Raw genomic sequence first — 22,747 nt, 5'->3', positions numbered from 1 at the left:
TTATCGGAGCCTTTGGTTTTTCAGGTAGCCTTTATCGGTATGGCATCAGGCTACCTGAAAAATGGTTTTAGGGCTTTCAGGTAGCCTTTGGCTGTTAATGACTCTTGGCTTTGAATTCCTGCAAATGCCGGCTGCCGGCCAGCCAGGCGCCGGCCATGCCCAGGCCGCACACCACGGCGATAATCACGGCCATTTCCCAGCCGTGGAAGAAGCGCCAGTCTAAGTTCAGGCCGTAGGGGCTGAAAATACGGTCTACCAGCGGGCGGGTACTGCGCATCAGCCAGCTGCACAGCACCAGGCTCAAGGCGGAAGACAGCACGCCCTGCCATAAGGCCTGATAGAGGAAGGGGCGGCGGATGAAGGAAGCGGGCGCGCCCAACAGCTTGGTGATTTCGATTTCTTCGCGCCGGCTGAGAATTTGCAGGCGGCTGGTGTTATACGCCACCAACACCAGCGCCGCGCCCAGCGTGATCACTAAGAAGCGGAACACCTGATGCACGAATTCGTTGATTTGGAACAGGGTTTGCATCCATTCGGCATCCATCTGCACGCTCTCGGCCTTGGGCAGCGCGGCCAAATCGGCCCGCAGGGCGGTTTGCTCTTCGGGGATGGCGCCGTCTTTGGGCGTGATCACGAAGGCATCGGGCAGCGGGTTGGCATCGAGCATCGACACCAAATCCTGCCCCTGAAACGCCTGCTGCAGCTCGGCCATGCCCTGTTGTTTGCTCACGTATTCGGCTTTTTCGATGCGGCTGTCTTCCGCCAGCTTGGCGCGGATGGCGGCGATGTCGGCCTCGGCGGCTTCGGGCGTGAGGTAGATCGTCATCTGCGGGGCTTGGTTGAGCCGGCCGAGCACTTCAGTGCTGCTTTGCACGCCCAAATAGAGCATCAGCGGCAAGGTCATAGCGGCGGCCAGCATCAGCAGCACCATCAATGTGCCCAAGGGCTGGCGCACGAGGCGGGCAAAGGCCTGGCAGGCGGCTTCCAAATGCAGAGATAGATAGTGTTTCATGCGGCAAACCTGCCTTCCTGCAAACGCAAAATGCGGTGGCCGTAGTCGGCCATCAGGGTTTCGTCGTGGGCGGCCACGATGACGGTAGTGCCGGCTTCGTGGAAGGTTTTGAAGAGTTCCATGATATCGAGCGCGTAGGCGCGGTCGAGGTTGGCGGAGGGCTCGTCGGCAATCAAGAGGCCGGGCTGGTGCACCACGGCACGGGCAATGCACAGGCGCTGCTGCTCGCCGCCGGACAGGGTAATCGGATCGGCCGTTTCACGCCCGCCCAAGCCCACTTTTTCAATGGCGATGCGGGCGCGTTTTTCGGCAGTTGCGCGGTCGTAGCCGATGATGCGCAGCGGCAGCAATACGTTTTGCAGCACGTTGCGGTCGAACAGGATTTTGTGGTCTTGAAACACCAGGCCGATGTGCTGGCGCAGATAGCCCAGGCGGCTGTCGTTGAGCGTGCCGAGGTCTTGGTTGTTCATCCACACTTTGCCGGAGGTGGGCTTGGTGATGCCGGCAATCAGCTTGAGCACGGTGGATTTGCCCGCGCCGGAATGCCCGGCCACGAAAATCATCTCGCCTTTGCTGATTTTGAAGCTGACGTTTTGCAGGGCGTGGAAGCCGCCGGGATAGGTTTTGGAAACTTGTTCGAAACGGATCATGATGTGAGGTTTGGAGTGAATGGGTTTCAGGTAGCCTTTTGGAAAACGCCGTTTGAGGCTACCTGAAACGGGGGCTACCTGAAAACAGCCTGCAGATTATACGGCAATTCCCGCCCGCCCAACACCAAGCGGCGGCGCAGAAATGGTATCATCCGCGCTTTATTATCTTGGAAGAGCTGCCATGACTGCCTGGCCCACCCCCGATTTCGAACGCAAAATCTGCCCGCCCGAAGCGCTGGCCGAGAAATTGGCCGAGCTGCCGCGCCCATTGGTGTTCACCAACGGCTGCTTCGACATCCTGCACCGCGGCCACGTTACCTACCTCGCCCAAGCCCGAGCGCTTGGCGCGGTGATGGTGCTCGCGCTCAATACCGACGCTTCCGTGCGCCGGCTGGGCAAAGGCAGCGACCGCCCCATCAACCCGCTGGCCAACCGCGCCGCCGTGGCTGCTTCGCTGGCGAGCGTGGATTTGGTTACCTGGTTCGACAGCGATACCCCGGCCGAACTCATCGAATTGGTGCGCCCCGATATCTTGGTGAAAGGCGGCGACTGGCTACCTGAAAACATCGTCGGCGCCGCCGAAACCCTGGCGCGCGGCGGCAAAGTGTATTCCATCCCCTTCCTGCACCAAACCTCCACCACCCAAACCCTGGCCAAAATCCGTGCCGTGGGGCAAGGCTCATGATGCAGGCCGTACACTGGCAGCTGCTGGCCACCTTGGCAGATGGCCAACCGCACCACGTTACCGAGTTGGCGCGCCGCGTAGGCCGCAAGCCGCCGCAGCTCAACGCGCTCTGGCAGCAAGTGCCGCCACACATCCGCGGCTTACTGCGCCAGCAAGACGGCCGCTGGCGGTTGGTGCGCCCCCTGGCGATTTTGGACAATGCCTTTTTGCAACAGCAGGCCGCAACCGCCGGCTGGCAGGCCGAACTGTTGCACGAACACCCCTCCAGCAACAGCTACCTCATCGCTCAAGCCAAAGCAGGCAGCCCTATCCACCGCCGCATCGCGTTTGTACACGATCAAACCCAAGGCCGCGGCCGCCAGGGGCGCAGTTGGCAGAGCCGCATCGGCGAATGCCTGATGTTCAGCGCCGGCTGGTGCTTTTCCCGCCCGCCGGCCGAACTAGGCGGCCTCACGCTCGCCGCTGTGCTGGCCTGCTGTCGCGTGCTGCGCGATTTGGGCGTGCCCGCGCAGATTAAATGGCCGAATGATTTGGTCATCGGCGGTGAAAAGCTTGGCGGCATCCTCACCGAAACCGTGCGCTGCAACGGCCAAACCGCTGTCGTGATCGGCATTGGCATCAATTTCGTGCAGCCCAAAGCCGTGGCCGATGCAGAGGCCGTGCAGGGCAGCGCACCCCACATCGCCGTGAGCCGTCTCACCGAACGCCTGCTGCCCGAGCTGGCGAGCACTTTCGAGCAGTTCGACCGCGAAGGCCTCACCCCCTTCCTCTCGGGTTACCATGCCTGCCACCGCGACCAAAACCAGCCCGTGCGCCTGCTGCGCGATGGGCAAAACCTGCTGCAAGGCACGGCCTTGGGTGTGGATGAGGGCGGTGCGTTGCGGATTCGCGATGCCGAAGGCACGGAGCATCATGTGGTGAGCGGCGAAATCAGCTTGCGCCCGCTGCACAATCAAAATGCCGTAGTACCCGATGACAAGCAAAGCAAAATACTGCTGCTCGATGCCGGTAACAGCAAGCTCAAATGGGCATGGGTGGAAAACGGCCGCATCACGGCGGCAGATAAAGCCGCCTATTGGAATCTCGAGCCGCTCGCCCACAGCTGGCGGCAGCACGGCGGCGAACACGTGCGCATCATCGGCTCAGCAGTGTGCGGCGAAGCCAAACAACAGGCCGTGACCGAACAGCTCGGCCGCAAGCCGGAGTGGCTCGGCTCGATGCCGCAGGCCTTGGGCATCCGCAACCACTACCGCCGCGTGAACGAACACGGTGCCGACCGCTGGTTCAACATCCTCGGCAGCCGCCTCTTCACCGAGCACGCCTGCGTGGTGGTGAGCTGCGGCACTGCCGTAACCATCGACGCCCTCACCGCCGACAATCATTACTTGGGCGGCAGCATCATGCCCGGCTTCAACCTGATGAAAGAGGCGATGGCGCAACACACAGCCAACCTCAACCGCCCCGCTGGCCGCGCCTACCCCTTCGGCACCACCACCGCCAACGCCATGGCCGGCGGCATGCTCGATGCCATATGCGGCGCGGTTTTGTTGATGCACACCCGCCTGCAGCAGAAACACCCTGGCCAAACCGTGGCCGTGATTATCACCGGCGGCGGTGCCGCCAAAGTAAAACAAGGGCTACCTGAACAATTTGCTTTGGACAACCCCATTCAAATTGTGGATAATCTTGTGCTTCACGGATTACTCAACTGGGCTGCACAAACATGAAGTGGCTGTTTGCTGTTTTGGTGGCATTAAACATCATCGTCTTCGGCGGGATGCTGGTAACGCGCATGGCGCAACAACAGCAGCCCGCGCCTGTTGTGCAGCCACAACAGCCGCAGCCCACCACCGTAGTGGTGCACGCCGCGCCCGCCCAGCACGCTGCACCGCAGCAAACGGCCACACCCGTGCTGCCGGTGGATGCCAACCGCCCCCGTACTGCACCTGCTGCCCCCGGACGCTCCAACACCCCGGCCAAACCCGCCGGCGAAGCCCAGCCCAAGCCCACCCCCGAAAGCGGTATCCGCGCACCCAACACCGCCTGCACCGCCGTGGCCGTGTTGCCGGAAGACGACTACCACCGCATTAAAGGCCTGCTCGCCCGCTGGCCGCACGCTGCCACCCGCGTAGTGGAGCGCCGCCGCGATTCCGGCCGACCCCAGCGCGGCAGCGAACGCTACCAAGTGAGCGTAACCATTGAAGGTGACGTGCAGGAATTCACCGCCAAAGTGCGTTCGCAGGGTTTCCGTAACGCCAGCGTCGCCGGCGGCCGCATGAGCCTCGGCTCGTTTAGCAGCGAACAGCAGGCCGAGCAAACCGCCGCCAGAGCCCGCCAAGCCGGCCTCAATCCGCAAATCATCCGTACCGGTTCAAGCGGCGGCGAACAATCTGCCGAATTGGGCGAATCCAAAATGCAGATAACGTTTATGAACGTAGACGATAACGCTGCCGCCGGTATCAGCAGCGTTATCAGCCGCTACTCCCACCTACGCCGTGCCCCTTGTCGTAGATAAACGATTTGAGCGAATAAGCAAAAGGCTACCTGAAATTTCAGGTAGCCTTTAAGCATATTGGCAACCAGGGCGGCATAGATACGCAAATCAGACCCATAAAGCTCAAACGAACAATGCGAGTTGCTGCGAAGCTAAATTCAAAAGGCGCGAAATTTAAAATATTGGCCTAACAATGCTGAGCTGCAATAGCTGCGCGGTAAAGCAACGTTGCCCCGCGCCGCCGTTTTGAGGCTACCTGAAATTTTTCAGGTAGCCTTTCCCTTCACCGCCACGCCCTGCTAAAACGAACGTCCAAACTGGATAAACACGTTGCCTTTGCGGTAGGGGTAGAAGAAGTGGCTGCTGTTTACGCGCTGCCAGGTGGCCACCAGCTGCGGGGTAATGCCGGCGAACTGGAGCTTGCGGTGAGAGAGCGAGAGGCTGGCGGTAAGCTCGTGGTCACGGCGAGTGATGCGGAATAGGTCGGGGGCGTCGTAGCTGCGGTGGCCGGCGCTGATTTGGGCGGAGGTGGTGAGCCCCCAGCCCCATTGTTGCGTCCAGCCCAGGCGCAGGCCTTTGCGGGTATAGGATTCGCTGTTGTCGGCGGCGGTTTTGCGCAGCCAGTCGAGGCCGAAGCTGAAATATTGGGTGGGGCTTCGCACGAAAAGCCAAGTGCCGGAAGCGGTGTAGCTGTCGCCGTCGAGCCAGCGGCGGCGGTCGTGGCGCTGCTCGCCTATTTCAAGCGCACTCAATATTTTATGGCGCGGGGTGAGCCAATATTGCCATTCGGCACGTACGCCGACTTCGCGCGAGTATTTGTGTGTGCCATACCAGCGGCGTTCGTAATAGGGGGTAACGGCGGCTTCGGCACGGGCGGTTTTATAGGCGGGGCCGCTGCTGAAGCGGGCGATTTGGTCGTCGTATTTGTGGTTGTTCCAATAGAATTTGCCGTAGTCATCGAGACTGAGCCGCCAGTAGAGGTTGCCGTGTACGTTCCAGTCGCGATCGGCGTTGAGGCGGTAGGCGAAGCCTTGGGCGGATTCAGGCTCGGGCAGCGTCCACACACCGCGCGGGGTGCGGATTTCGCGCTCGCGGCCGGCGTTGTTTACATTGCTGTCGCTGATGAAGTTTACGCTGCCGCCGAAGCTCCAGCGGTCGCGTTTGCGCAGGGCTTCGAGGTATTGCCCGGCAATCTGTTGCAGCTCGGGCGCGAGATTGGGGGTTTGGCGGAAATGTTCGAACTCTTGCCGCGCATCTTTGTCGGCACGGTTTTCAAACAGGCTCTGCGCCAGCGAAAGGCGCACGGGTGGGATGTCGGGGTCGGCTGCTAATACGGCGCGGTAGAGGCCGATGGCGTGTTGGTAGTCGCCCTCGGCGCGAGCAATCAGCGCCTGTGCCAAAGCCACCAGCAGCGCATCGTGCGGCCCGGGCAGTTCAAGATAAATCGGCAGCAACAGCGCCGCGCCTTCGGCATTGTGGGTGAGCACGGCATAGCTGAGCGCCTGTTGCAGCATCTCGGGGCGTTGCAGCAGCTCTTCGCGGCTCATTTGCAGGCGCCTGTCGGGCGGCGCGGCGGGTGTGGGCGGGGTTTCTGCCTGCGGCGCGGCAGCAGGTGTGATGTCGAAACCGGTATCCGGCTCGGTTGCCAGCCTATCTTCCGGCGGCGCGGCCAAGGCCACCTGAAAAGGCAACAGCAGCAGGCAGGCAACCACCAGCCAAGGCTTTCTCTGTATGCTCATTAAACGCTTTCCTTGAGGCAAATCCATAAAACGGGCGGATTATAGCGGATTCAGTATGCCCGCCAAACCTAAACCAACATTCGTAAAGCACAGAAAACTATAACGATTACACTCTTCCACAGTAGGTTTTGTAGAAAAAATGGCGAATTTTCATTCTATTTTCAAGCAGGTTAGCTGCTTTATCTCAACCATTCACGTCCTCTTTAATGCACTTTATATCCCAAAAAAGAACATAACTCTTAATTGCCAAAATTAACCAACAAGCTTGTCGCTATCACGCTATAAATTCCAAATATTTTAATATTCACCCATATTTCCTACCAAGAGGCGTGCTATACTGTCTCTGCTTTAAGCAGTGTTCCCTGAAAAATGAAAGGATTTCGCCATGAAAAAACATCACACTCTTTACATCATGATTACAGCCCTCGCTTTGGGAGGCTGCGGCAGCGCCGGCAACTCGCTGGCCAATGCGATTACTGATCCGCTTACGCCGCGAGAAGGCGGCTATCGCCAACTGAATAATATTGGCTCGGATGAATTTACTCAAAGAGGCCTGCTGCCTGGGGAGGCATCAAAAATCCAGATTACAGACGACCAATTCATTGGCACTCCCAACCACCAGAGAGAGTACTCTGGCAACGACGCAATCCCTCTCGGCCACAAACGGCAGAATGCCTTTACCGCCCTGCCCTATGTTTTGAAAAATGCTGCCAATCAAGAACTGGAACGCGGTGTTTTGGAAATTTATAAACAATCCTATTCCGCCGTGGTGGGTGCACAACTGCACAGCAGAACCCAGCCCGGCCACCAAGCCACTCCATCCAGCGATTTCTATGTTCGCTCCATCCAAGGCGAATTTACCCGTACCTTGCCTACCCAAGGCATCATCAACTATAAAGGCCGGGCAATGGCAGGTTCGGATAACCGCGGCGGCAGTTTAAATTATCAGATTGATTATGGTAGCAGAAGAGGCCGCGGCTCGATTACCGGCCTAACCGGTTATGGCAATATCGATCTGGCAGACGCACCTATTACCCAAAACCCGCACGGCCACAATGTGATTAACGGCACGGCCAATTCCGCCACACATGGCGCCGGTAATTATCAGCTCGGCATTTTCGGCCCGCAGGCCAATGAAATTGCTGGTAAAGCACATTTCAACAATCACTCGAACAAGGAAGTCGGCTTCGCCGGCGGACGTGTAAATTAAATCTGCTTGAACCGGTGGCTGATAGATTTCTACCCATGCGTTTTTTTCGGTTTCCCAACAAAAACGCGCCAACCCATAACGGCAAAACACAGCCATCGCAAATTGCAAAAGGCTACCTGAAAACTTTCAGGTAGCCTTTCCTTTCCTACATCTGACATAGCACAAGGCATTCAACCGTTTTGCACTCCTACAGCACCCGGACTGACGGCATCGACAGCTTTGCAGCTGTGCACAGCAATATAGCCCATGGTTTTGGCCGGGTCGTTGAAGGTGCGGTACATCCGTTTGAAGGCGGCGCGGTTTTCGGCTTTGAGCGCGTTTTTCACGATTTGGAAGGCGCGCCGCCAGCCTTCGTCGTAAATCAGGCCTTTGGGCGAAAGCAGGGTCATGCCGCCGCTGATGGTGGTGATGTTGCTGAAGCCGCTGCGGTGGAAAAGATCGGTCCAGGCGCTTTCGGTGAGCGGGGTAACTTTCACTTGGATGGTGTCGCGCAGGCGTTCCACGGCTTCTTCAGTGTTGTGCTCGCTCACCACCACATCGTGCGTGAGCAACACGCCGCCGGGTTTGAGCACGCGGAAGTATTCGGCCACGGCCATTTCTTTGTTGGCCAACGGCAGCATAGTGAGCATGGCTTCGTTGATGACGACATCGAAGCTGTTGTCGGGGAAGGGCAGCTCGGTGGCGTTGGCGTGCTGCACCTGCACCAGGTGTTCCAGCCCGGCGGCACGGATGTTTTGCCGGGCTTTCTCCAGCGCGTTTTCGTCCAAATCCACGCCGGTGATGTGGCAGCCGAAGCGCTGCGCCAGCCCCACGGCGGTGGTGCCCATATTGCAGGCCACTTCCAGCACCTGCGTATCGGGGGCGAAGCGGGTTTGGTTGATCAGCCATTCGGTAGCGAAACGGCCGCCGGGGCGCAGGCGGGTTTTGCCGAGGCGGGCGAGGAAATGATGGCCGGTTTGGTCTTTCTTCATAAGATTCTCCTATGCGGATGCGGTGAGCGGGGCTGCCGCGCCAAAGGGCTTGCGTGTGTCATGACCACGCAAATGATTTCCGAAAGGCTACCTGAAAAACAGGCGGCGGTTTCAGCCACACGCGCTGATGCGGTGCGGCTGGCGGCAGCTTGGGAAAACGGAAAAGTGGTTTGAAGCGCCGATGAATGATGATGTTGTTTTATGTGGCGCGGAGGTGGTTATACTGCAAAAGCGTGCTCGCGGCAAGCGGCTGGCTACCTGAATAAAGAAAGGCTACCTGAAACGCCCTATCGGGATTTCAGGTAGCCTTTTGTGCGTTTGGCTGCCTCCTTAGTCGAACAAATCGTTTTTCAAATCGCGTAGTTTGTCCATAAACGATTTCTGGCGCGGGGTTTGGGCGCGGTCGAGGCCGGTGGAAATTTTTTCAAACTCTTCCAGCAATTCGCGCTGGCGCTCGGTGAGGTTGACCGGAGTTTCCACCACGATGTGGCAATACAGATCGCCAATAGAGGAAGAGCGCAGCGACTTCATGCCTTTGCCTTTCACGCGCATGCGGCGGCCGGTTTGGGTTTCTTTCGGGATATTCAGCTTCACGCGGCCGTTGAGCGTGGGCACCTCCACTTCGCCGCCCAGCGCGGCGATGGTGAAGCTCACGGGCAATTCGCAATGCAGATCCAGCCCGTTGCGCTCGAAGATTTCGTGGCGGCGGATGTGCACCACCACATACAAATCGCCGGCGGGCGCGCCGTGCGAGCCGGGCTCGCCCTCGCCGGAGAGGCGGATGGGCTGCTCGTTCTCGATGCCGGCGGGGATGTTCACATCCAGAGTTTTGCGGCTCTTCACGCGGCCTGCACCGTGGCATTTAACGCACGGCTCTTTGATTTCACGGCCGGAGCCGCCACAGGTGGGGCAGGTTTGCTGCAATTGGAAAATGGCCTGGCGCACGTGCACCACGCCGGAACCGTGGCAGGTGGAACAGGTGGTGGCAGAAGTGCCGGGTTTGGCGCCGGAGCCGTGGCAGATGTCGCACTCTTCGTGCGAAGGGATGGTGATGCGTTTTTTGCTGCCGGCTGCGGCTTCTTCCAGCGTGATTTCAATATCGTAGCGCAGGTCTTTGCCTTGGAAGTTCTGCTGACGCGCGCCGCCTCCGCCGCCGAACATCTGACTGAAAATGTCGCCGAAATCGAAGCCGGCTGCGCCGCCGAAACCGCCAAAGCCGCCGGCATTGCCGTCTACGCCGGCCTGGCCGAATTGGTCATAGCGGCTGCGTTTTTCGCGGTCGGAAAGGATTTCGTAGGCTTTTTGGATGATTTTGAATTTCTCTTCCGCTTCCTTATTATCGGGGTTGCGGTCGGGATGGTATTTCATCGCCAGCTTGCGGTAGGCCTTTTTGATTTCGTCGTCGGAAGCATCGCGGGAGACGCCGAGGGTTTGATAATAGTCTTGATCGCTCATGGTTGCTAATGGGTAAATAAACGGTTTGCCGCGCAAGATTAGGGCAGGAGCGGGAAAAACAAGCTCTATGGCAGATTAACTTTGCTTCCACCCGCCGGCGTTGCAGCGTGTGAATCCGCTGCACCACCCCGCCCGCACAAATTCACCCGTTTTAGCTATCGCGGGAAACGGGATTTTCAGGTAGCCTTAGCGGCTTCCGCAGCTATGTAAAGAAAAGAAACGCCATGCCCAACACCATCTATCTGGCCTCGGCCAGCCCGCGCCGCCGCGAAATTCTGGTTTCATTAGGTTTCCAGCCCGTGCTGCTGACGGCGGAAACCGACGAAACGGCGCAGCCGGGCGAGGCGGTGGTGGATTATGTGGCGCGGATGGCACGGCAGAAAAACGCGGCAGCACGCCGGCTGGCGGCGCAACGCGGCCTTGCCTTGGCACAGCCGCTGTTGAGCGCCGACACGGTGGTGGCGCTGGACAATGCCATTTTGGGCAAACCGCGCGATGCGGCGCACGCCCGCGAGCTGCTGGAAAGCCTTTCCGGGCGCGAACACCAAGTGTGGACGGCGGTATGCGTATCGCTCGGCGGCCAAACGCTGGAAACGGCACAGCGCAGCGATGTGAGGTTTAAAGAACTGAGCGCGCAGGAAATCGCGGCCTATATTGCCAGCGGCGAACCGCTGGATAAAGCGGGTGCATACGGCATCCAAGGCATTGGCGGCGTGTTTGTGGCGCACCTTTCCGGCAGCTTCAGCGGCGTGATGGGGCTGCCCGTGTTTGAAACCGTGCAGCTGCTGCGCCAATTGGGCGCGCCCGTGCCGCCGTTTGCCGAGGCTACCTGAAAACGTATTGCCGCATGATTTAAGGGCTACCTGAAAAGCCTGCCGTTTTTCAGGTAGCCTTCCCCGTTTAACCCCTCCCCCTACAAACCAATAATCGACACATCATGAATCTGCTTTCCAAAAACCATCCCGTTTGGGGCATGGCCTTCCGCCCCTTCTACCCGCTGACCGCCCTCTACGGTACGCTTTCCATCCTGCTGTGGAGCTTCGGCTATCAAGGCACGGCCGCGCTGCCCAATTATTTCTGGCATGCCCACGAAATGATTTGGGGCTATGCCGGCGCGGTGGTAGTGGCTTTCCTGCTCACGGCAGTGACCACTTGGACGAAACAGCCACGCACTTGGGTACGCCTCCATGCCGCTGGCGTTTTGGCTGATGGCGGCAGCCGCCTTGCCGCAGGCCACCACGGCGATGCTGATGTATCTGCACCCGGCAAGCCCACCAGCCCGGCTTGTAGCTCTTTTACCGCCTCGCTGCTGCCCTACACTTGGTACTACCTGCATTGGCTGACCGCACCGATGGTAGACGGCAAGAAAAGTCGAGTTGCAGGCTACCTGAAACCGCCAACTCAATGATGGCTGCTGCCGATCTCGAAGGTTAGCGTGGCATAGGCAGTCAGCTGGTCGCATACAGCCTGATCGGCGAAATCGGTTTTGTGCACCACGCGCACTTTCCAGCTGCCTTGGCGCAGCGGAATGTGCTCACCATGCCGTCGGCGCGGGTGGTGCCGGAGAACGCCTGTGGTTCGAGGCGGTGTGATTTATCGACCGGATCGCGGTGGGAGAAGCCATCAAACGTGGCCACCACCGTAGCATCCGGTAGCGGCTCGCCACGGAACAACACCCGCACCGGCAACACTTTATCCACGCGCACGTTGGCCGGGTTTTGCAACGGCACAATCTCCAGCAAATCACCCACCAGCCGGCTGATCAGCTCCTTACTCGCGCTCTCGTGCCCTATGTTCACCACCGCTTTGCCAAACATACTGGTTTGCTCGCAATAAGTGGCATCTTTCATCTGCGTCAGGTTCTGCCACCGCACGCGGCATTTCAAACTGATAATTATGCTGCCCGCGCCGCATCAAATCGATTTTGCCCTGTGGCGTGAGCAATTGCAGTGGCTTGGGAAACAGCAACAAACGGTCGGCAGTAATCGGCCCCAACTCGGGATAGTGCCCATAGCTCAGTTCGGCCTTCAACACCCCGCCGCCATGCGTGTGCGCAGCATTCATCCACACCTCATGACCGTGCGCGGCCACTGATAAGCCGGCCAACAGCACGGTAGACAATGAACGGCGAAAATAAAAACTCCTTTGCAGATTGTTTGCACAAATTGGATGTTATACCATAACCATTTCATCCAAAAAACATATATAACAAAAGCACTTATTTCTTCTTATGGCATTAGCTCGCCTATTCGGGAAAAATCGCCCAGCCCTGTCGCCGCCCTTCCCGAGCAGCACAGCTTACGTGTAAGATGCGCAACAGCCTCCTTACCATATCGACATTCATTACCATGCAAGGCAAACCAGACTGGAAACGATACCGGCAGCAGCTGCAGGCAAAACTGCAAGCCCTGCGGCAAAAACAGCAAGCTAAGCCGAACGCCCGGCCATCCAAATGGCGGGGAAACTTGCGCGCTCAGTGGCAGAAACTGCGGGGAAAACTGCGTACCCTGCCACAGCAAGTGCGTGAAAAACCGCAGCTGTTGGCCGTAGCCGCCGTAGTGGCCGGCTGCCTGCTGCTCGCCTTCGGGCTCTTGGCAGGCGGCAGCCGCAAACATCCTGCCCCCGCCGCTGAGACTGCGGCTTCACAGGCCTCGGCATCGGCCGCAGGCAGCGCATCCGGCATCGAAACAGCTACTGTGTCGGTTGAGCTGGTTACTCCCGAAGTGTCGGACGGCAATACCGAAGACGACCCGCTCACTGCTGCTGAAGCCAACCCCGAACCGGAGCACGCCCTGCCGCCCACCACTGCCGACTACATGAACCCCGTGTGCGAAACCTATTTCCAACGCGCCCGCGCCTGCTTCCGCCAAGCCCCCGACGGCCAGGCCGATGCACTGTTGCAATCGCTAGAAGCCACACGCGGCGACCTCTCGCAATTAGATGCCGAAGGCTGTGAAGTGGTGAGCCGGCAGTTTGAAGAAATGGTGCAGCAGATGGATTGCGAACAAAAAGCCGCAGACAGCAAGCCGGCTAATACCAACCCGCCGCCAGCCAAGCCCGCCGAAGCCAAACCGCAAGCTGCTTCGGCAGTGCATAAGCGCTGAAGCAAAATGATCAAAAGGCTACCTGAAATACTTGATTGGCTTTTCAGGTAGCCTTTTACACAGTTCGTATAGCTAAGGTACTTCACTGCATACTGCGCTGGCTCACTTTGCCGTACTAGCCGTGCTGTCTGCGGCTTGCTGCCTGGTATGAATCAATAATTGCCCCAGCTATAGCAGGCTACCTGAAAACCTAACCCCCATCAGCCAGCCAAGCCACCCGACCACGAAAAAGGCTGAAACCGCTTATTACGGTTTCAGCCTTTTGCTTTTCAGGTAGCCTTATTCGGCTTCATCCACCTGCTCGTTCACTTGCGCCTCGTGATGCGCCTGCCACTGCGCACGGCGGCTGCGGTGGTAAGTGAGGCCGGTACCGGCCGGAATCAGGCGGCCGACAATAACGTTTTCCTTCAGACCGCGCAGGTCGTCTTTCTTGCCCATGATGGCGGCTTCGGTAAGCACGCGGGTAGTTTCCTGGAAGGAGGCCGCGGAAATGAAGCTGTCGGTAGAGAGCGAAGCCTTGGTGATACCCAGCAGGATATTGTCGAAGCGTGCCGGTTCTTTGCCTTCGGCAACGGCGCGTTCGTTGGCCTGCATTACGTCGCCACGCTCCACCTGCTCGCCGGTGATGAAACCGGTTTCGCCGGCGTCGGCAATGTTCACGCGGCGCAGCATCTGGCGGATGATCACTTCGATGTGCTTATCGGAAATGCGCACACCTTGCAGGCGGTATACTTCTTGCACTTCCTGCACGATGTAGCGTGCCAGCGCTTCGATGCCTTGCAGGCGCAGAATGTCGTGCGGGTCAACCGAGCCGTCCACGATAATCTCGCCGCGATTCACCACTTGGCCGTCGTGCACCAGAATCTGTTTCTCTTTGGAAATCAGAGTTTCGTGTGCCGCACCCTCCAAATCAGTAATCACCAGGCGCTGTTTGCCTTTGGTTTCTTTACCGAAAGACACCGTGCCGGTTACTTCGGCCAGCATGCCGGCATCTTTGGGCACGCGGGCTTCAAACAGCTCGGCCACACGTGGCAGGCCACCAGTAATGTCGCGGGTTTTGGAAGAGGCCTGCGGGATACGCGCCAGTACGTCGCCCTTGCCCACTTCCTGATCTTCGCGCACGGTAATCACCGCACCCACGGGAAAGGCCATGGAAACAGGAGTTTCAGTGCCGGGCATAGTTACCTCTTCGCCGTTCCCATCCAACAGTTTCACGGTGGGGCGCAGCAGCTTGCTGGTGCTGGTGCGGCGTTTACCATCGATCACCACCAAAGTGGAGAGGCCGGTGATTTCGTCAGTTTGACGGGTAACGGTTACGCCTTCTTCCACGTTTTCAAAGCGTACACGGCCGGCGTATTCGGTAATCATCGGGCGAGTGTGCGGATCCCAAGTGGCTAGGGTTTGGCCGGCTTTAACCGCAGAGCCGTCCTGCACCAGCAAAGTGGCGCCGTAGGGCACTTTGTGGCGTTCGCGCTCGCGACCTACTTCGTCGTGAATCACTAACTCACACGAGCGGCCGATGACCACCAACTCGCCTTTGTTGTTGGCTACATAGCGCATCTGGCTGCTGAAGCGGGCAGTGCCGTTGGATTTAGCTTCCACCTGGCTGGCGGCGGCAGCACGGGAGGCGGCACCACCAATGTGGAAGGTACGCATAGTCAACTGTGTACCGGGCTCACCGATGGATTGGGCGGCAATCACGCCCACGGCTTCGCCGGTGTTCACCAGCTTGCCGCGCGCCAAGTCTCGGCCGTAGCACTTGGCACACAAACCATAGCGGGTCTTACAAGTAATCGGGGTGCGGACTTTCACTTCGTCCACGCCGGAACGGTCGATTAAATCTACCAGCTGCTCGTTGAGTAGGGTTCCGGCCTCCACCAAGGTGGCGCTACTGGAGGGATCCACCACGTCTTGTGCAGTTACGCGGCCCAAAATGCGGTCGCGCAGGGCTTCAATCACATCGCCGCCCTGTACCACAGCTTTCATCACGAAGCCGTCGTTGGTACCACAATCGTCTTCCACTACCACCAAGTCTTGGGTCACGTCCACCAAGCGGCGGGTTAGGTAACCTGAGTTGGCGGTTTTCAGCGCAGTATCGGCCAAACCTTTGCGTGCACCGTGAGTAGCAATAAAGTATTGCAATACGGTGAGGCCTTCGCGGAAGTTTGAGGTAATCGGGGTTTCGATAATCGAACCGTCAGGCTTGGCCATCAGACCACGCATACCGGAAAGCTGTTTAATCTGGGCGGCAGAACCACGTGCACCAGAGTCGGCCATCATGTAGATGGAGTTGAACGACTCCTGGTCCACTTCTTTGCCTTTGCGGTCGATCACTTTCTGTTTAGAAAGATTATCCATCATCGCCTTGGCAATTTTATCGCCGGCACGGCCCCAAATATCTACCACTTTGTTGTAGCGCTCGCCATTGGTAACCAAACCTTGGCGGTATTGATCTTCGATTTCCTTCACTTCGGCGTTGGCTTCGGCCAAGAGTTTGACTTTCTCTTTCGGTACCTCCATATCATCCACGCAGATGGAGATGCCACCTTTGGCTGCAAAGCTGAAGCCGGTATACATCAGGTGGTCGGCAAAAATCACTGTATCGCGTAAGCCACACAGGCGGAACGAGGCATTAATCAGTCGCGAGATTTCTTTTTTCTTCAACGCTTTGTTGATGTATTCAAACGGCAGGCCTTTGGGCAGAATTTCGGAAAGCAGGGCACGGCCGACTGTGGTTTCATAGCGCTTGGTAATCGGCTCGAACTCGTCTTGGTCGTCTTTCACCCATTCCTGCAGGCGCACGGTGATTTTGGTGCCCAATTCCACCTGCTTGGTGTAGTAAGCGCGGTGCACTTCTTTCACGTCGGAAAACAGACTACCTTCGCCTTTACCATTGATTTTGTCGCGAGTCATGTAGTATAGACCCAACACAATATCTTGAGACGGCACGATAATCGGCTCGCCATTAGCGGGAGAGAGCACGTTGTTGGAGGCCAGCATCAGAGTGCGGGCTTCCATTTGTGCTTCCAGGCTCAAGGGAACGTGTACGGCCATTTGGTCGCCATCGAAGTCAGCGTTGAACGCGGCGCACACCAAGGGATGCAGCTGGATAGCCTTGCCTTCAATCAAAATTGGCTCAAAAGCCTGAATTCCCAAGCGGTGCAGAGTCGGGGCACGGTTGAGCATAATCGGGTGCTCACGGATGACTTCGTCCAAAATATCCCACACCACTGGCACTTCCTGCTCCACCAGTTTTTTGGCAGCTTTCACGGTAGCCGCCTCGCCGCGCACTTCCAGTTTGTGGAAGATGAACGGTTTGAATAGCTCCAAGGCCATGCGTTTGGGCAGGCCACACTGGTGCAGGCGCAGATAGGGGCCGACGGTAATCACAGAACGGCCGGAGTAGTCTACGCGTTTGCCCAACAGGTTTTGGCGGAAGCGGCCGCCTTTGCCTTTAATCATGTCAGCCAGCGATTTGAGCGGGCGTTTGTTGGCGCCGGTCATAGCCTTGCCGCGGCGGCCATTATCCAACAGGCTGTCCACCGCTTCCTGCAGCATGCGTTTTTCGTTGCGCACGATGATGTCGGGCGCATGCAGCTCCAGCAGGCGTTTGAGGCGGTTGTTGCGGTTGATGACGCGGCGATAGAGGTCATTCAAATCGGAAGTGGCGAAACGCCCGCCATCCAACGGCACCAACGGACGCAAATCAGGCGGCAGCACGGGCAACACGTCCATAATCATCCACTCCAGCTTCATGCCATTGCGCTGAAAGACTTCCAGCACTTTCAGTCGTTTAGCCAGCTTCTTGATTTTGGTTTCGGAGCCGGTGCTTTCCAATTCCTGCCGCAGGATTTCGATTTCGGCCGGCACATCCAATGAGCGCAACAGTTCGCGGATGCCTTCGGCGCCCATTTTGGCATCGAAGTCTTCGCCGTATTCATCCAGCTTGGCGTAGTAGTCTTCCTCGGTCAGCAGCTGGCGGCGTTGCAGCGAGGTCATGCCAGGGTCGGTTACCACAAAAGCTTCGAAATACAGCACGCGCTCAATATCGCGCAAGGTCATATCCAACACCATGCCGAGGCGGGAAGGCAGTGATTTCAAGAACCAAATATGGGCAACAGGCGCGGCCAGCTCAATATGCCCCATGCGCTCACGGCGCACTTTAGAAAGGGTAACTTCCACACCGCATTTTTCGCAAGTTACACCTTTGAACTTCAATCGCTTATATTTTCCGCACAAGCATTCGTAGTCTTTTACCGGGCCGAAGATTTTGGCGCAGAATAGGCCGTCGCGCTCGGGTTTGAAGGTACGGTAGTTGATGGTTTCCGGCTTCTTCACTTCACCGTAAGACCAAGAGCGGATGGTTTCGGGCGAGGCAATGCCGATTTTGATAGCATCGAATTCTTCTTCCATGCCGGCAGCTTGCAGGGGGTTAAACAGGTTCGACAGATTCATTTTTGCTCCCAATCAGGATTTTGTATTTTGCTCACTCTACTTCAGACAGCCTTTGAGGCTACCTGAAAAATATGGGCGGGCAGCTTGGCCGGATTTTTGTCCGGCAGCAAACAGCGGCTCGGCGGGATATATCACGCCGGCACAATGGCCGTTTCTATTTTCAGGTAGCCTTTAAGGCTACCTGAAAAGCCCCGTTTAATACCGCTCCATATCGATATCCAAGCCCAGCGAACGGATTTCTTTTACCAACACGTTAAACGATTCGGGCATGCCGGCTTCGATTTTGTGTTCACCTTTAACGATGTTTTCATACATCTTCGTGCGGCCGGTTACGTCGTCCGATTTCACGGTCAGCATTTCCTGCAGCGTGTAGGCGGCGCCATAGGCTTCCAACGCCCACACCTCCATCTCACCGAAACGCTGGCCACCGAACTGGGCTTTACCGCCGAGCGGCTGCTGGGTAACGAGCGAGTACGGGCCAGTAGAACGAGCGTGCATTTTTTCGTCCACCAAGTGGTGCAGCTTCAGATAGTGCATCACGCCCACGGTTACCTTACGGTCGAACGGTTCGCCGGAGCGGCCGTCGTACAGGGTGATTTGGGTTTTGGTGTCGTTGAAGCCCAGTTTCTGCACTTCTGGGTCGTCGCTTGGGTAGGCCAATTCGAGCATGTCGTAGATTTCCTGCTCTTTGGCACCGTCGAACACCGGCGAGGCAAACGTGGCACCGCCCTTGAGGTTTTCGGCCAAAGTTAGGATTTCTTCGTCGCTGAGTGATTTCAGGTCTTCTTTTTTGCCGCTGCCATTATAGAGTTTTTCCAGGAAGGAGCGGATTTCTTTCATTTTGCGCTGCTCAGCCAGCATTTTCTCAATACGTTGGCCGATACCCTTGGCGGCCCAGCCCAAATGCACTTCCAGAATCTGGCCAATGTTCATACGCGAAGGTACGCCCAGCGGATTGAGCACGATGTCTACGGTGCGACCGTCGGCCATGTAGGGCATGTCTTCCACCGGCAGAATGCGCGATACCACGCCTTTGTTACCGTGGCGGCCAGCCATTTTGTCGCCAGCCTGCAGGCGGCGTTTGATAGCGATGAACACTTTGACCATTTTCTGCACACCGGGCGGCAGCTCATCGCCCTGGGTCATTTTTTTCTTCTTGATTTCGTATTGCTCGTCGGCCTCTTCGCGTTTCTGCTGCAAGCTGAGCTTAATCAGCTCAAGCTGTTTGGCCAGTTCTTCATCTGACAAGCGGATGTCGAACCAATCGTGCTTGGTCGGCAGGGAAGCCAGGTATTCGGCAGTAATTTCTTTGCCTTTGCCCAGCTTCATCGGGCCACCATTGGCTTTTTGACCAACAATCATGCGCTCGATACGGTCGAAGGCATCGTTGTCAAAAATACGCAGTTGGTCGTTCAAATCCAAGCGGTAGCGTTTCAGCTCGGCGTCAATAATGGATTGGGCACGTTTGTCGCGCTGGATGCCTTCGCGGGTAAATACCTGTACGTCGATTACCGTACCGCTCATACCAGTGGGCATACGCAGCGAGGTATCTTTCACGTCGGAGGCTTTTTCGCCGAAGATGGCACGCAACAGTTTTTCTTCCGGCGTGAGCTGGGTTTCGCCTTTGGGCGTTACTTTGCCCACCAATACGTCACCGGCTTCCACCTCGGCGCCGATATATACGATGCCGCTTTCGTCCAAACGGTTTTGCATGCGTTCGGACAGGTTGGGAATATCGCGGGTGATTTCTTCCGCACCCAGCTTGGTGTCACGCGCCACCACATTGAGCTCTTCGATGTGGATGGAGGTGTAGCGGTCGGCGGCAGCTACTTTCTCGGAAATCAGAATCGAGTCTTCGTAGTTGTAGCCGTTCCAAGGCATGAAGGCGATGGTCATGTTCTGGCCAAGCGCGAGTTCGCCCAAGTCAGTAGAAGCGCCGTCGGCAATCAAATCACCGCGCTGCAACACATCGCCGGCTTTCACCGCCGGGCGTTGGTTGATGTTGGTAGATTGGTTGGAGCGGGTGAATTTCACCAAATTGTAGATGTCCACACCCACTTCTCCGGCAGCGGTTTCTTCGTCGTGTACGCGCACCACGATACGGTTGGCGTCCACATATTCCACCACCCCACCACGACGGGCCACGATAGCAGTGGCAGAATCCACGGCCACGGAGCGTTCGATGCCGGTGCCAACCAGCGGTTTTTCGGCACGCAGGCAGGGTACAGCCTGACGTTGCATGTTGGCACCCATCAAGGCACGGTTGGCGTCATCATGCTCCAAGAAAGGAATCAGAGAGGCAGCCACAGACACCACTTGGCCGGTAGCCACATCCATATACTGCACGCGGTCGGCGCTGGCCATGATGGTTTCGCCTTTTTCGCGGCAGGTAATCAAATCACCTTTCAGGTAGCCTTTCTTATCCACTTCGGCGTTGGCCTGCGCAATTACATAACGGCCTTCTTCAATGGCAGACAAATAGTCGATTTTATCAGTAACTTTGCCATCCACCACGCGGCGGTACGGAGTTTCCAAGAAGCCGTAATCGTTGGTGCGAGCATAAACAGATAATGAGTTAATTAGGCCGATGTTCGGGCCTTCAGGCGTTTCAATCGGGCACACACGGCCATAATGAGTCGGGTGTACATCTCGCACTTCGAACCCAGCACGTTCACGGGTCAGGCCACCCGGACCGAGTGCGGATACACGGCGTTTATGGGTTACTTCCGACAGCGGATTGGTCTGATCCATAAACTGTGATAGTTGGCTGGAGCCAAAAAATTCTTTGATGGCAGCCGATACCGGTTTGGCGTTGATCAAATCGGTCGGCATTAGGTTGTCAGCTTCCGCCTGATTCAGGCGCTCTTTTACTGCGCGCTCCACACGGGCCAAGCCAGAGCGGAACTGGTTTTCAGTCAATTCGCCCACGGAACGCACGCGGCGGTTACCCAGGTGGTCAATATCATCCACTTCACCATGGCCGTTGCGCAACTCAACCAGCGTAGCGATAGAGGCAACAATGTCTTCCGTGCTAAGAATAAACCCGCCTTTTTCAGCTGCACCGGCCAGGATTTCGTTTAACAGACGGCCATACCAAGACCGCTGCTGGTCTTCAGACAGTTTTTGCTCATAGGTGCGGGTATTGAATTTCATGCGGCCAACGCGCGATAGGTCATAGCTGGCCTCATTAAAGAACAGGCGATCAAACAGCATTTCTACTGCTTCTTCGGTGGGCGGTTCGCCAGGGCGCATCATGCGGTAAATGGCAATACGTGCGGCCATTTGGTCAGTAGTTTCATCTACTTGCAACGTAGAGGAAATATAGCCGCCATACCCCAACTCGCTGATATATAAGGTTTGGATTTCACTCACACCCTGAATTTCCAACTGTGCCAGCAATTCTTCGGTAATTTCGCTATTGGCTGGTGCCAGAATTTCACCGGTATCGGGTACGATAACGTCTTTAGCCAGCATTTTGCCGATCAAAGCCTCGGCATCCACCCGTAAGCGCTTCAAGCCAGCTTTCTCAATATCACGCAACCCTTTGGCGGTAACCCGCTTGCCCGCGGCAACCAGCACCTTGCCGTCCGCATCGTAAATATCGGTTTTCACGGTTTCACCCTTTAAACGCGACAAAACCAGCTCGGTCTCCACACCATCTTTGCTTAGGTAAAATGTTTCTTTGTCATAGAAGGTATCTAAGATCTGCTCAGCGCTGTATCCCAATGCTTTCAGCAAAATGGTTACTGGCATTTTGCGACGGCGGTCGATACGGAAATAGAGCAAGTCTTTCGGGTCAAACTCCAAATCTAGCCATGAGCCGCGATAGGGGATGATGCGGGCAGAAAACAGCAGCTTGCCTGAAGAATGGGTTTTACCCCGGTCATGCTCGAAAAACACGCCCGGAGAGCGGTGCAGCTGAGACACAATGACACGCTCAGTGCCGTTAATGATGAATGAACCATAAGGAGTCATCAGCGGGATTTCGCCCATATAAACTTCATTCTCGCGCACTTCTTTCACCACATTAGGCTTGGAAGATTCTTTATCTAGAATCACCAAGCGAATTCGGGCTCGTAAAGGGGCGGCATAAGTAATGCCACGCAGTTGGCATTCAGCAATATCAAATAAAGGTTCACCTAAGATGTAATGAGTAAATTCCAACCGAGAATATCCATTGTGGCTCACAATCGGGAAAATAGAATTAAATGCGGCCTGCAAGCCTTCATCCAAGCGCTTATCGAAAGCAGTTTCCTGCTGGAGAAATTTGTGGTAAGACTCCAGCTGGGTAGCCAACAAATACGGCACTTCCAACACACTATCGCGTTTGGCAAAACTCTTTCGGATACGCTTTTTTTCGGTAACTGAATAACTCATTGTTGAACACTCCAGATAATGAGAAAGGTTGACTCCAACTTGAACAGCAGCAATATCCGCCGCCACCTGAAATTTGCATATATTTGCCATTTGAGTGGCGGCATATGGTAAATATATGCAAATTATTATTTATTACCAATCTCCAAGCAAAACAAGGCTGGCAGAAACCTGCCAGCCTGTTAGCAAGAAAATACTTATTTGATTTCCACTTTGGCACCAGCTTCTTCCAGCTGTTTCTTGATTTCTTCAGCTTCAGCAGGAGTAACGCCTTCTTTGATGGTTTTCGGAGCGCCGTCAACCATATCTTTGGCTTCTTTCAAGCCCAAGCCAGTAATGGCACGAACCACTTTAATCACGCCTACTTTCTGATCACCAGCAGCAGCCAAAATTACGTCTACCTCAGACTTAGCTTCAGCTTCACCACCAGCAGCACCAGAGCCAGCAGCAATAGCAACGGCAGCGGCAGAAACGCCAAACTTGGTTTCAAATTCTTTTACCAAGTCGTTCAACTCCATTACAGTCAAACTGCCAATTGCTTCTAAAATGTCTTCTTTAGTAATAGCCATGCTATCAAACTCCTAAATTCAATGAATAA

General features: G+C 56.5%; 14 protein-coding genes and 2 pseudogenes. 7 read left to right on the top strand and 9 right to left on the bottom strand.

The window, feature by feature from the left end; genetic code table 11:
- Positions 1 to 94: 94 nt before the first annotated feature.
- On the bottom strand, positions 95 to 1,012 hold the full coding sequence (gene ftsX / locus A7Q03_RS06540) for a permease-like cell division protein FtsX (RefSeq protein WP_067448371.1): 918 nt from the start codon (positions 1,010 to 1,012) through the stop codon (positions 95 to 97).
- On the bottom strand, positions 1,009 to 1,662 hold the full coding sequence (locus A7Q03_RS06535) for a cell division ATP-binding protein FtsE (RefSeq protein WP_003823759.1): 654 nt from the start codon (positions 1,660 to 1,662) through the stop codon (positions 1,009 to 1,011). Before A7Q03_RS06535 ends, ftsX begins: the two co-directional genes overlap by 4 nt.
- Before the next feature lie 181 nt (positions 1,663 to 1,843).
- Here A7Q03_RS06535 and A7Q03_RS06530 point away from each other — a divergent pair, with 181 nt between their 5' ends.
- From A7Q03_RS06530 to A7Q03_RS06520, 3 genes are read left to right on the top strand one after another with little or no spacing between them, the layout of a single operon-like run.
- Positions 1,844 to 2,347 (top strand): adenylyltransferase/cytidyltransferase family protein, encoded by a 504-nt coding sequence (locus A7Q03_RS06530; protein ID WP_067448369.1) that lies wholly within the window; start codon positions 1,844 to 1,846, stop codon positions 2,345 to 2,347.
- Positions 2,344 to 4,074, top strand: a complete 1,731-nt coding sequence (locus A7Q03_RS06525) for a biotin--[acetyl-CoA-carboxylase] ligase (RefSeq protein WP_067448367.1) — start codon at positions 2,344 to 2,346, stop codon at positions 4,072 to 4,074. The genes A7Q03_RS06530 and A7Q03_RS06525 overlap by 4 nt, the downstream gene beginning before the upstream one ends.
- On the top strand, positions 4,071 to 4,862 hold the full coding sequence (locus A7Q03_RS06520; protein ID WP_067448365.1) for an SPOR domain-containing protein: 792 nt from the start codon (positions 4,071 to 4,073) through the stop codon (positions 4,860 to 4,862). The genes A7Q03_RS06525 and A7Q03_RS06520 overlap by 4 nt, the downstream gene beginning before the upstream one ends.
- A gap of 278 nt (positions 4,863 to 5,140) precedes the next feature.
- Here A7Q03_RS06520 and A7Q03_RS06515 read toward each other — a convergent pair whose 3' ends face one another.
- On the bottom strand, positions 5,141 to 6,580 hold the full coding sequence (locus A7Q03_RS06515) for a porin family protein (protein WP_067448363.1): 1,440 nt from the start codon (positions 6,578 to 6,580) through the stop codon (positions 5,141 to 5,143).
- A gap of 385 nt (positions 6,581 to 6,965) precedes the next feature.
- Here A7Q03_RS06515 and A7Q03_RS06510 point away from each other — a divergent pair, with 385 nt between their 5' ends.
- Positions 6,966 to 7,790, top strand: coding sequence for a factor H binding protein domain-containing protein (locus A7Q03_RS06510; RefSeq protein WP_067444282.1), 825 nt, complete (start codon positions 6,966 to 6,968; stop codon positions 7,788 to 7,790).
- A 170-nt stretch (positions 7,791 to 7,960) separates the two neighbouring features.
- Here A7Q03_RS06510 and A7Q03_RS06505 read toward each other — a convergent pair whose 3' ends face one another.
- Both A7Q03_RS06505 and dnaJ read right to left on the bottom strand, forming a co-directional pair.
- Entirely contained in the window at positions 7,961 to 8,761 is an 801-nt protein-coding gene (locus tag A7Q03_RS06505) for a class I SAM-dependent methyltransferase (protein WP_067444284.1), read from the bottom strand.
- A gap of 330 nt (positions 8,762 to 9,091) precedes the next feature.
- A complete protein-coding gene (dnaJ, locus tag A7Q03_RS06500) occupies positions 9,092 to 10,216 on the bottom strand; it encodes a molecular chaperone DnaJ (RefSeq protein ID WP_067448361.1) in 1,125 nt (374 codons plus the stop codon).
- A gap of 224 nt (positions 10,217 to 10,440) precedes the next feature.
- Here dnaJ and A7Q03_RS06495 point away from each other — a divergent pair, with 224 nt between their 5' ends.
- On the top strand, positions 10,441 to 11,049 hold the full coding sequence (locus tag A7Q03_RS06495) for a nucleoside triphosphate pyrophosphatase (RefSeq protein WP_067448359.1): 609 nt from the start codon (positions 10,441 to 10,443) through the stop codon (positions 11,047 to 11,049).
- 104 nt (positions 11,050 to 11,153) lie between these two features.
- Positions 11,154 to 11,390: pseudogene (locus A7Q03_RS09850) on the top strand (NnrS family protein); the annotation flags it as partial.
- 227 nt (positions 11,391 to 11,617) lie between these two features.
- On the opposite strand, the pseudogene A7Q03_RS06485 reads toward A7Q03_RS09850, so the two are convergent.
- Positions 11,618 to 12,367: pseudogene (locus A7Q03_RS06485) on the bottom strand (DUF4198 domain-containing protein).
- Between the two features lie 158 nt (positions 12,368 to 12,525).
- On the opposite strand from A7Q03_RS06485, the gene A7Q03_RS06480 reads away from it, so the two are divergent.
- Complete coding sequence (locus A7Q03_RS06480) at positions 12,526 to 13,320, top strand: DUF5339 domain-containing protein (protein WP_067448355.1); 795 nt, start codon at positions 12,526 to 12,528, stop codon at positions 13,318 to 13,320.
- Between the two features lie 279 nt (positions 13,321 to 13,599).
- Here the strand turns inward: A7Q03_RS06480 and rpoC are convergent, their stop codons facing one another.
- The 3 genes from rpoC to rplL all read right to left on the bottom strand — a co-directional run bounded on the left by rpoC (position 13,600) and on the right by rplL (position 22,718).
- A complete protein-coding gene (rpoC, locus tag A7Q03_RS06475) occupies positions 13,600 to 17,775 on the bottom strand; it encodes a DNA-directed RNA polymerase subunit beta' (RefSeq protein WP_067448353.1) in 4,176 nt (1,391 codons plus the stop codon).
- 195 nt (positions 17,776 to 17,970) lie between these two features.
- On the bottom strand, positions 17,971 to 22,152 hold the full coding sequence (gene rpoB, locus A7Q03_RS06470; protein WP_067448351.1) for a DNA-directed RNA polymerase subunit beta: 4,182 nt from the start codon (positions 22,150 to 22,152) through the stop codon (positions 17,971 to 17,973).
- Positions 22,153 to 22,346: 194 nt separating this feature from the next.
- Positions 22,347 to 22,718: a 50S ribosomal protein L7/L12 gene (rplL, locus tag A7Q03_RS06465; protein ID WP_067448349.1), complete on the bottom strand. Its 372-nt coding sequence runs from the start codon at positions 22,716 to 22,718 to the stop codon at positions 22,347 to 22,349.
- Positions 22,719 to 22,747 lie beyond the last annotated feature (29 nt).

The sequence above is a fragment of the Eikenella sp. NML99-0057 genome (assembly GCF_001648535.1).
Taxonomy (GTDB): domain Bacteria; phylum Pseudomonadota; class Gammaproteobacteria; order Burkholderiales; family Neisseriaceae; genus Eikenella; species Eikenella exigua.
Note: the sequence above shows the minus strand (reverse complement) of the source record. Positions and strands in the feature narration are given on the sequence as shown.

Bases quoted from the DNA above. Each gene is read 5' to 3' on its own strand.
- ftsX (WP_067448371.1), bottom strand. From the start codon at position 1,012: ATGAAACACTATCTATCTCTGCATTTGGAAGCCGCCTGCCAGGCCTTT.
- A7Q03_RS06535 (WP_003823759.1), bottom strand. From the start codon at position 1,662: ATGATCCGTTTCGAACAAGTTTCCAAAACCTATCCCGGCGGCTTCCAC.
- A7Q03_RS06530 (WP_067448369.1), top strand. From the start codon at position 1,844: ATGACTGCCTGGCCCACCCCCGATTTCGAACGCAAAATCTGCCCGCCC.
- A7Q03_RS06525 (WP_067448367.1), top strand. From the start codon at position 2,344: ATGATGCAGGCCGTACACTGGCAGCTGCTGGCCACCTTGGCAGATGGC.
- A7Q03_RS06520 (WP_067448365.1), top strand. From the start codon at position 4,071: ATGAAGTGGCTGTTTGCTGTTTTGGTGGCATTAAACATCATCGTCTTC.
- A7Q03_RS06515 (WP_067448363.1), bottom strand. From the start codon at position 6,580: ATGAGCATACAGAGAAAGCCTTGGCTGGTGGTTGCCTGCCTGCTGCTG.
- A7Q03_RS06510 (WP_067444282.1), top strand. From the start codon at position 6,966: ATGAAAAAACATCACACTCTTTACATCATGATTACAGCCCTCGCTTTG.
- A7Q03_RS06505 (WP_067444284.1), bottom strand. From the start codon at position 8,761: ATGAAGAAAGACCAAACCGGCCATCATTTCCTCGCCCGCCTCGGCAAA.
- dnaJ (WP_067448361.1), bottom strand. From the start codon at position 10,216: ATGAGCGATCAAGACTATTATCAAACCCTCGGCGTCTCCCGCGATGCT.
- A7Q03_RS06495 (WP_067448359.1), top strand. From the start codon at position 10,441: ATGCCCAACACCATCTATCTGGCCTCGGCCAGCCCGCGCCGCCGCGAA.
- A7Q03_RS06480 (WP_067448355.1), top strand. From the start codon at position 12,526: ATGCGCAACAGCCTCCTTACCATATCGACATTCATTACCATGCAAGGC.
- rpoC (WP_067448353.1), bottom strand. From the start codon at position 17,775: ATGAATCTGTCGAACCTGTTTAACCCCCTGCAAGCTGCCGGCATGGAA.
- rpoB (WP_067448351.1), bottom strand. From the start codon at position 22,152: ATGAGTTATTCAGTTACCGAAAAAAAGCGTATCCGAAAGAGTTTTGCC.
- rplL (WP_067448349.1), bottom strand. From the start codon at position 22,718: ATGGCTATTACTAAAGAAGACATTTTAGAAGCAATTGGCAGTTTGACT.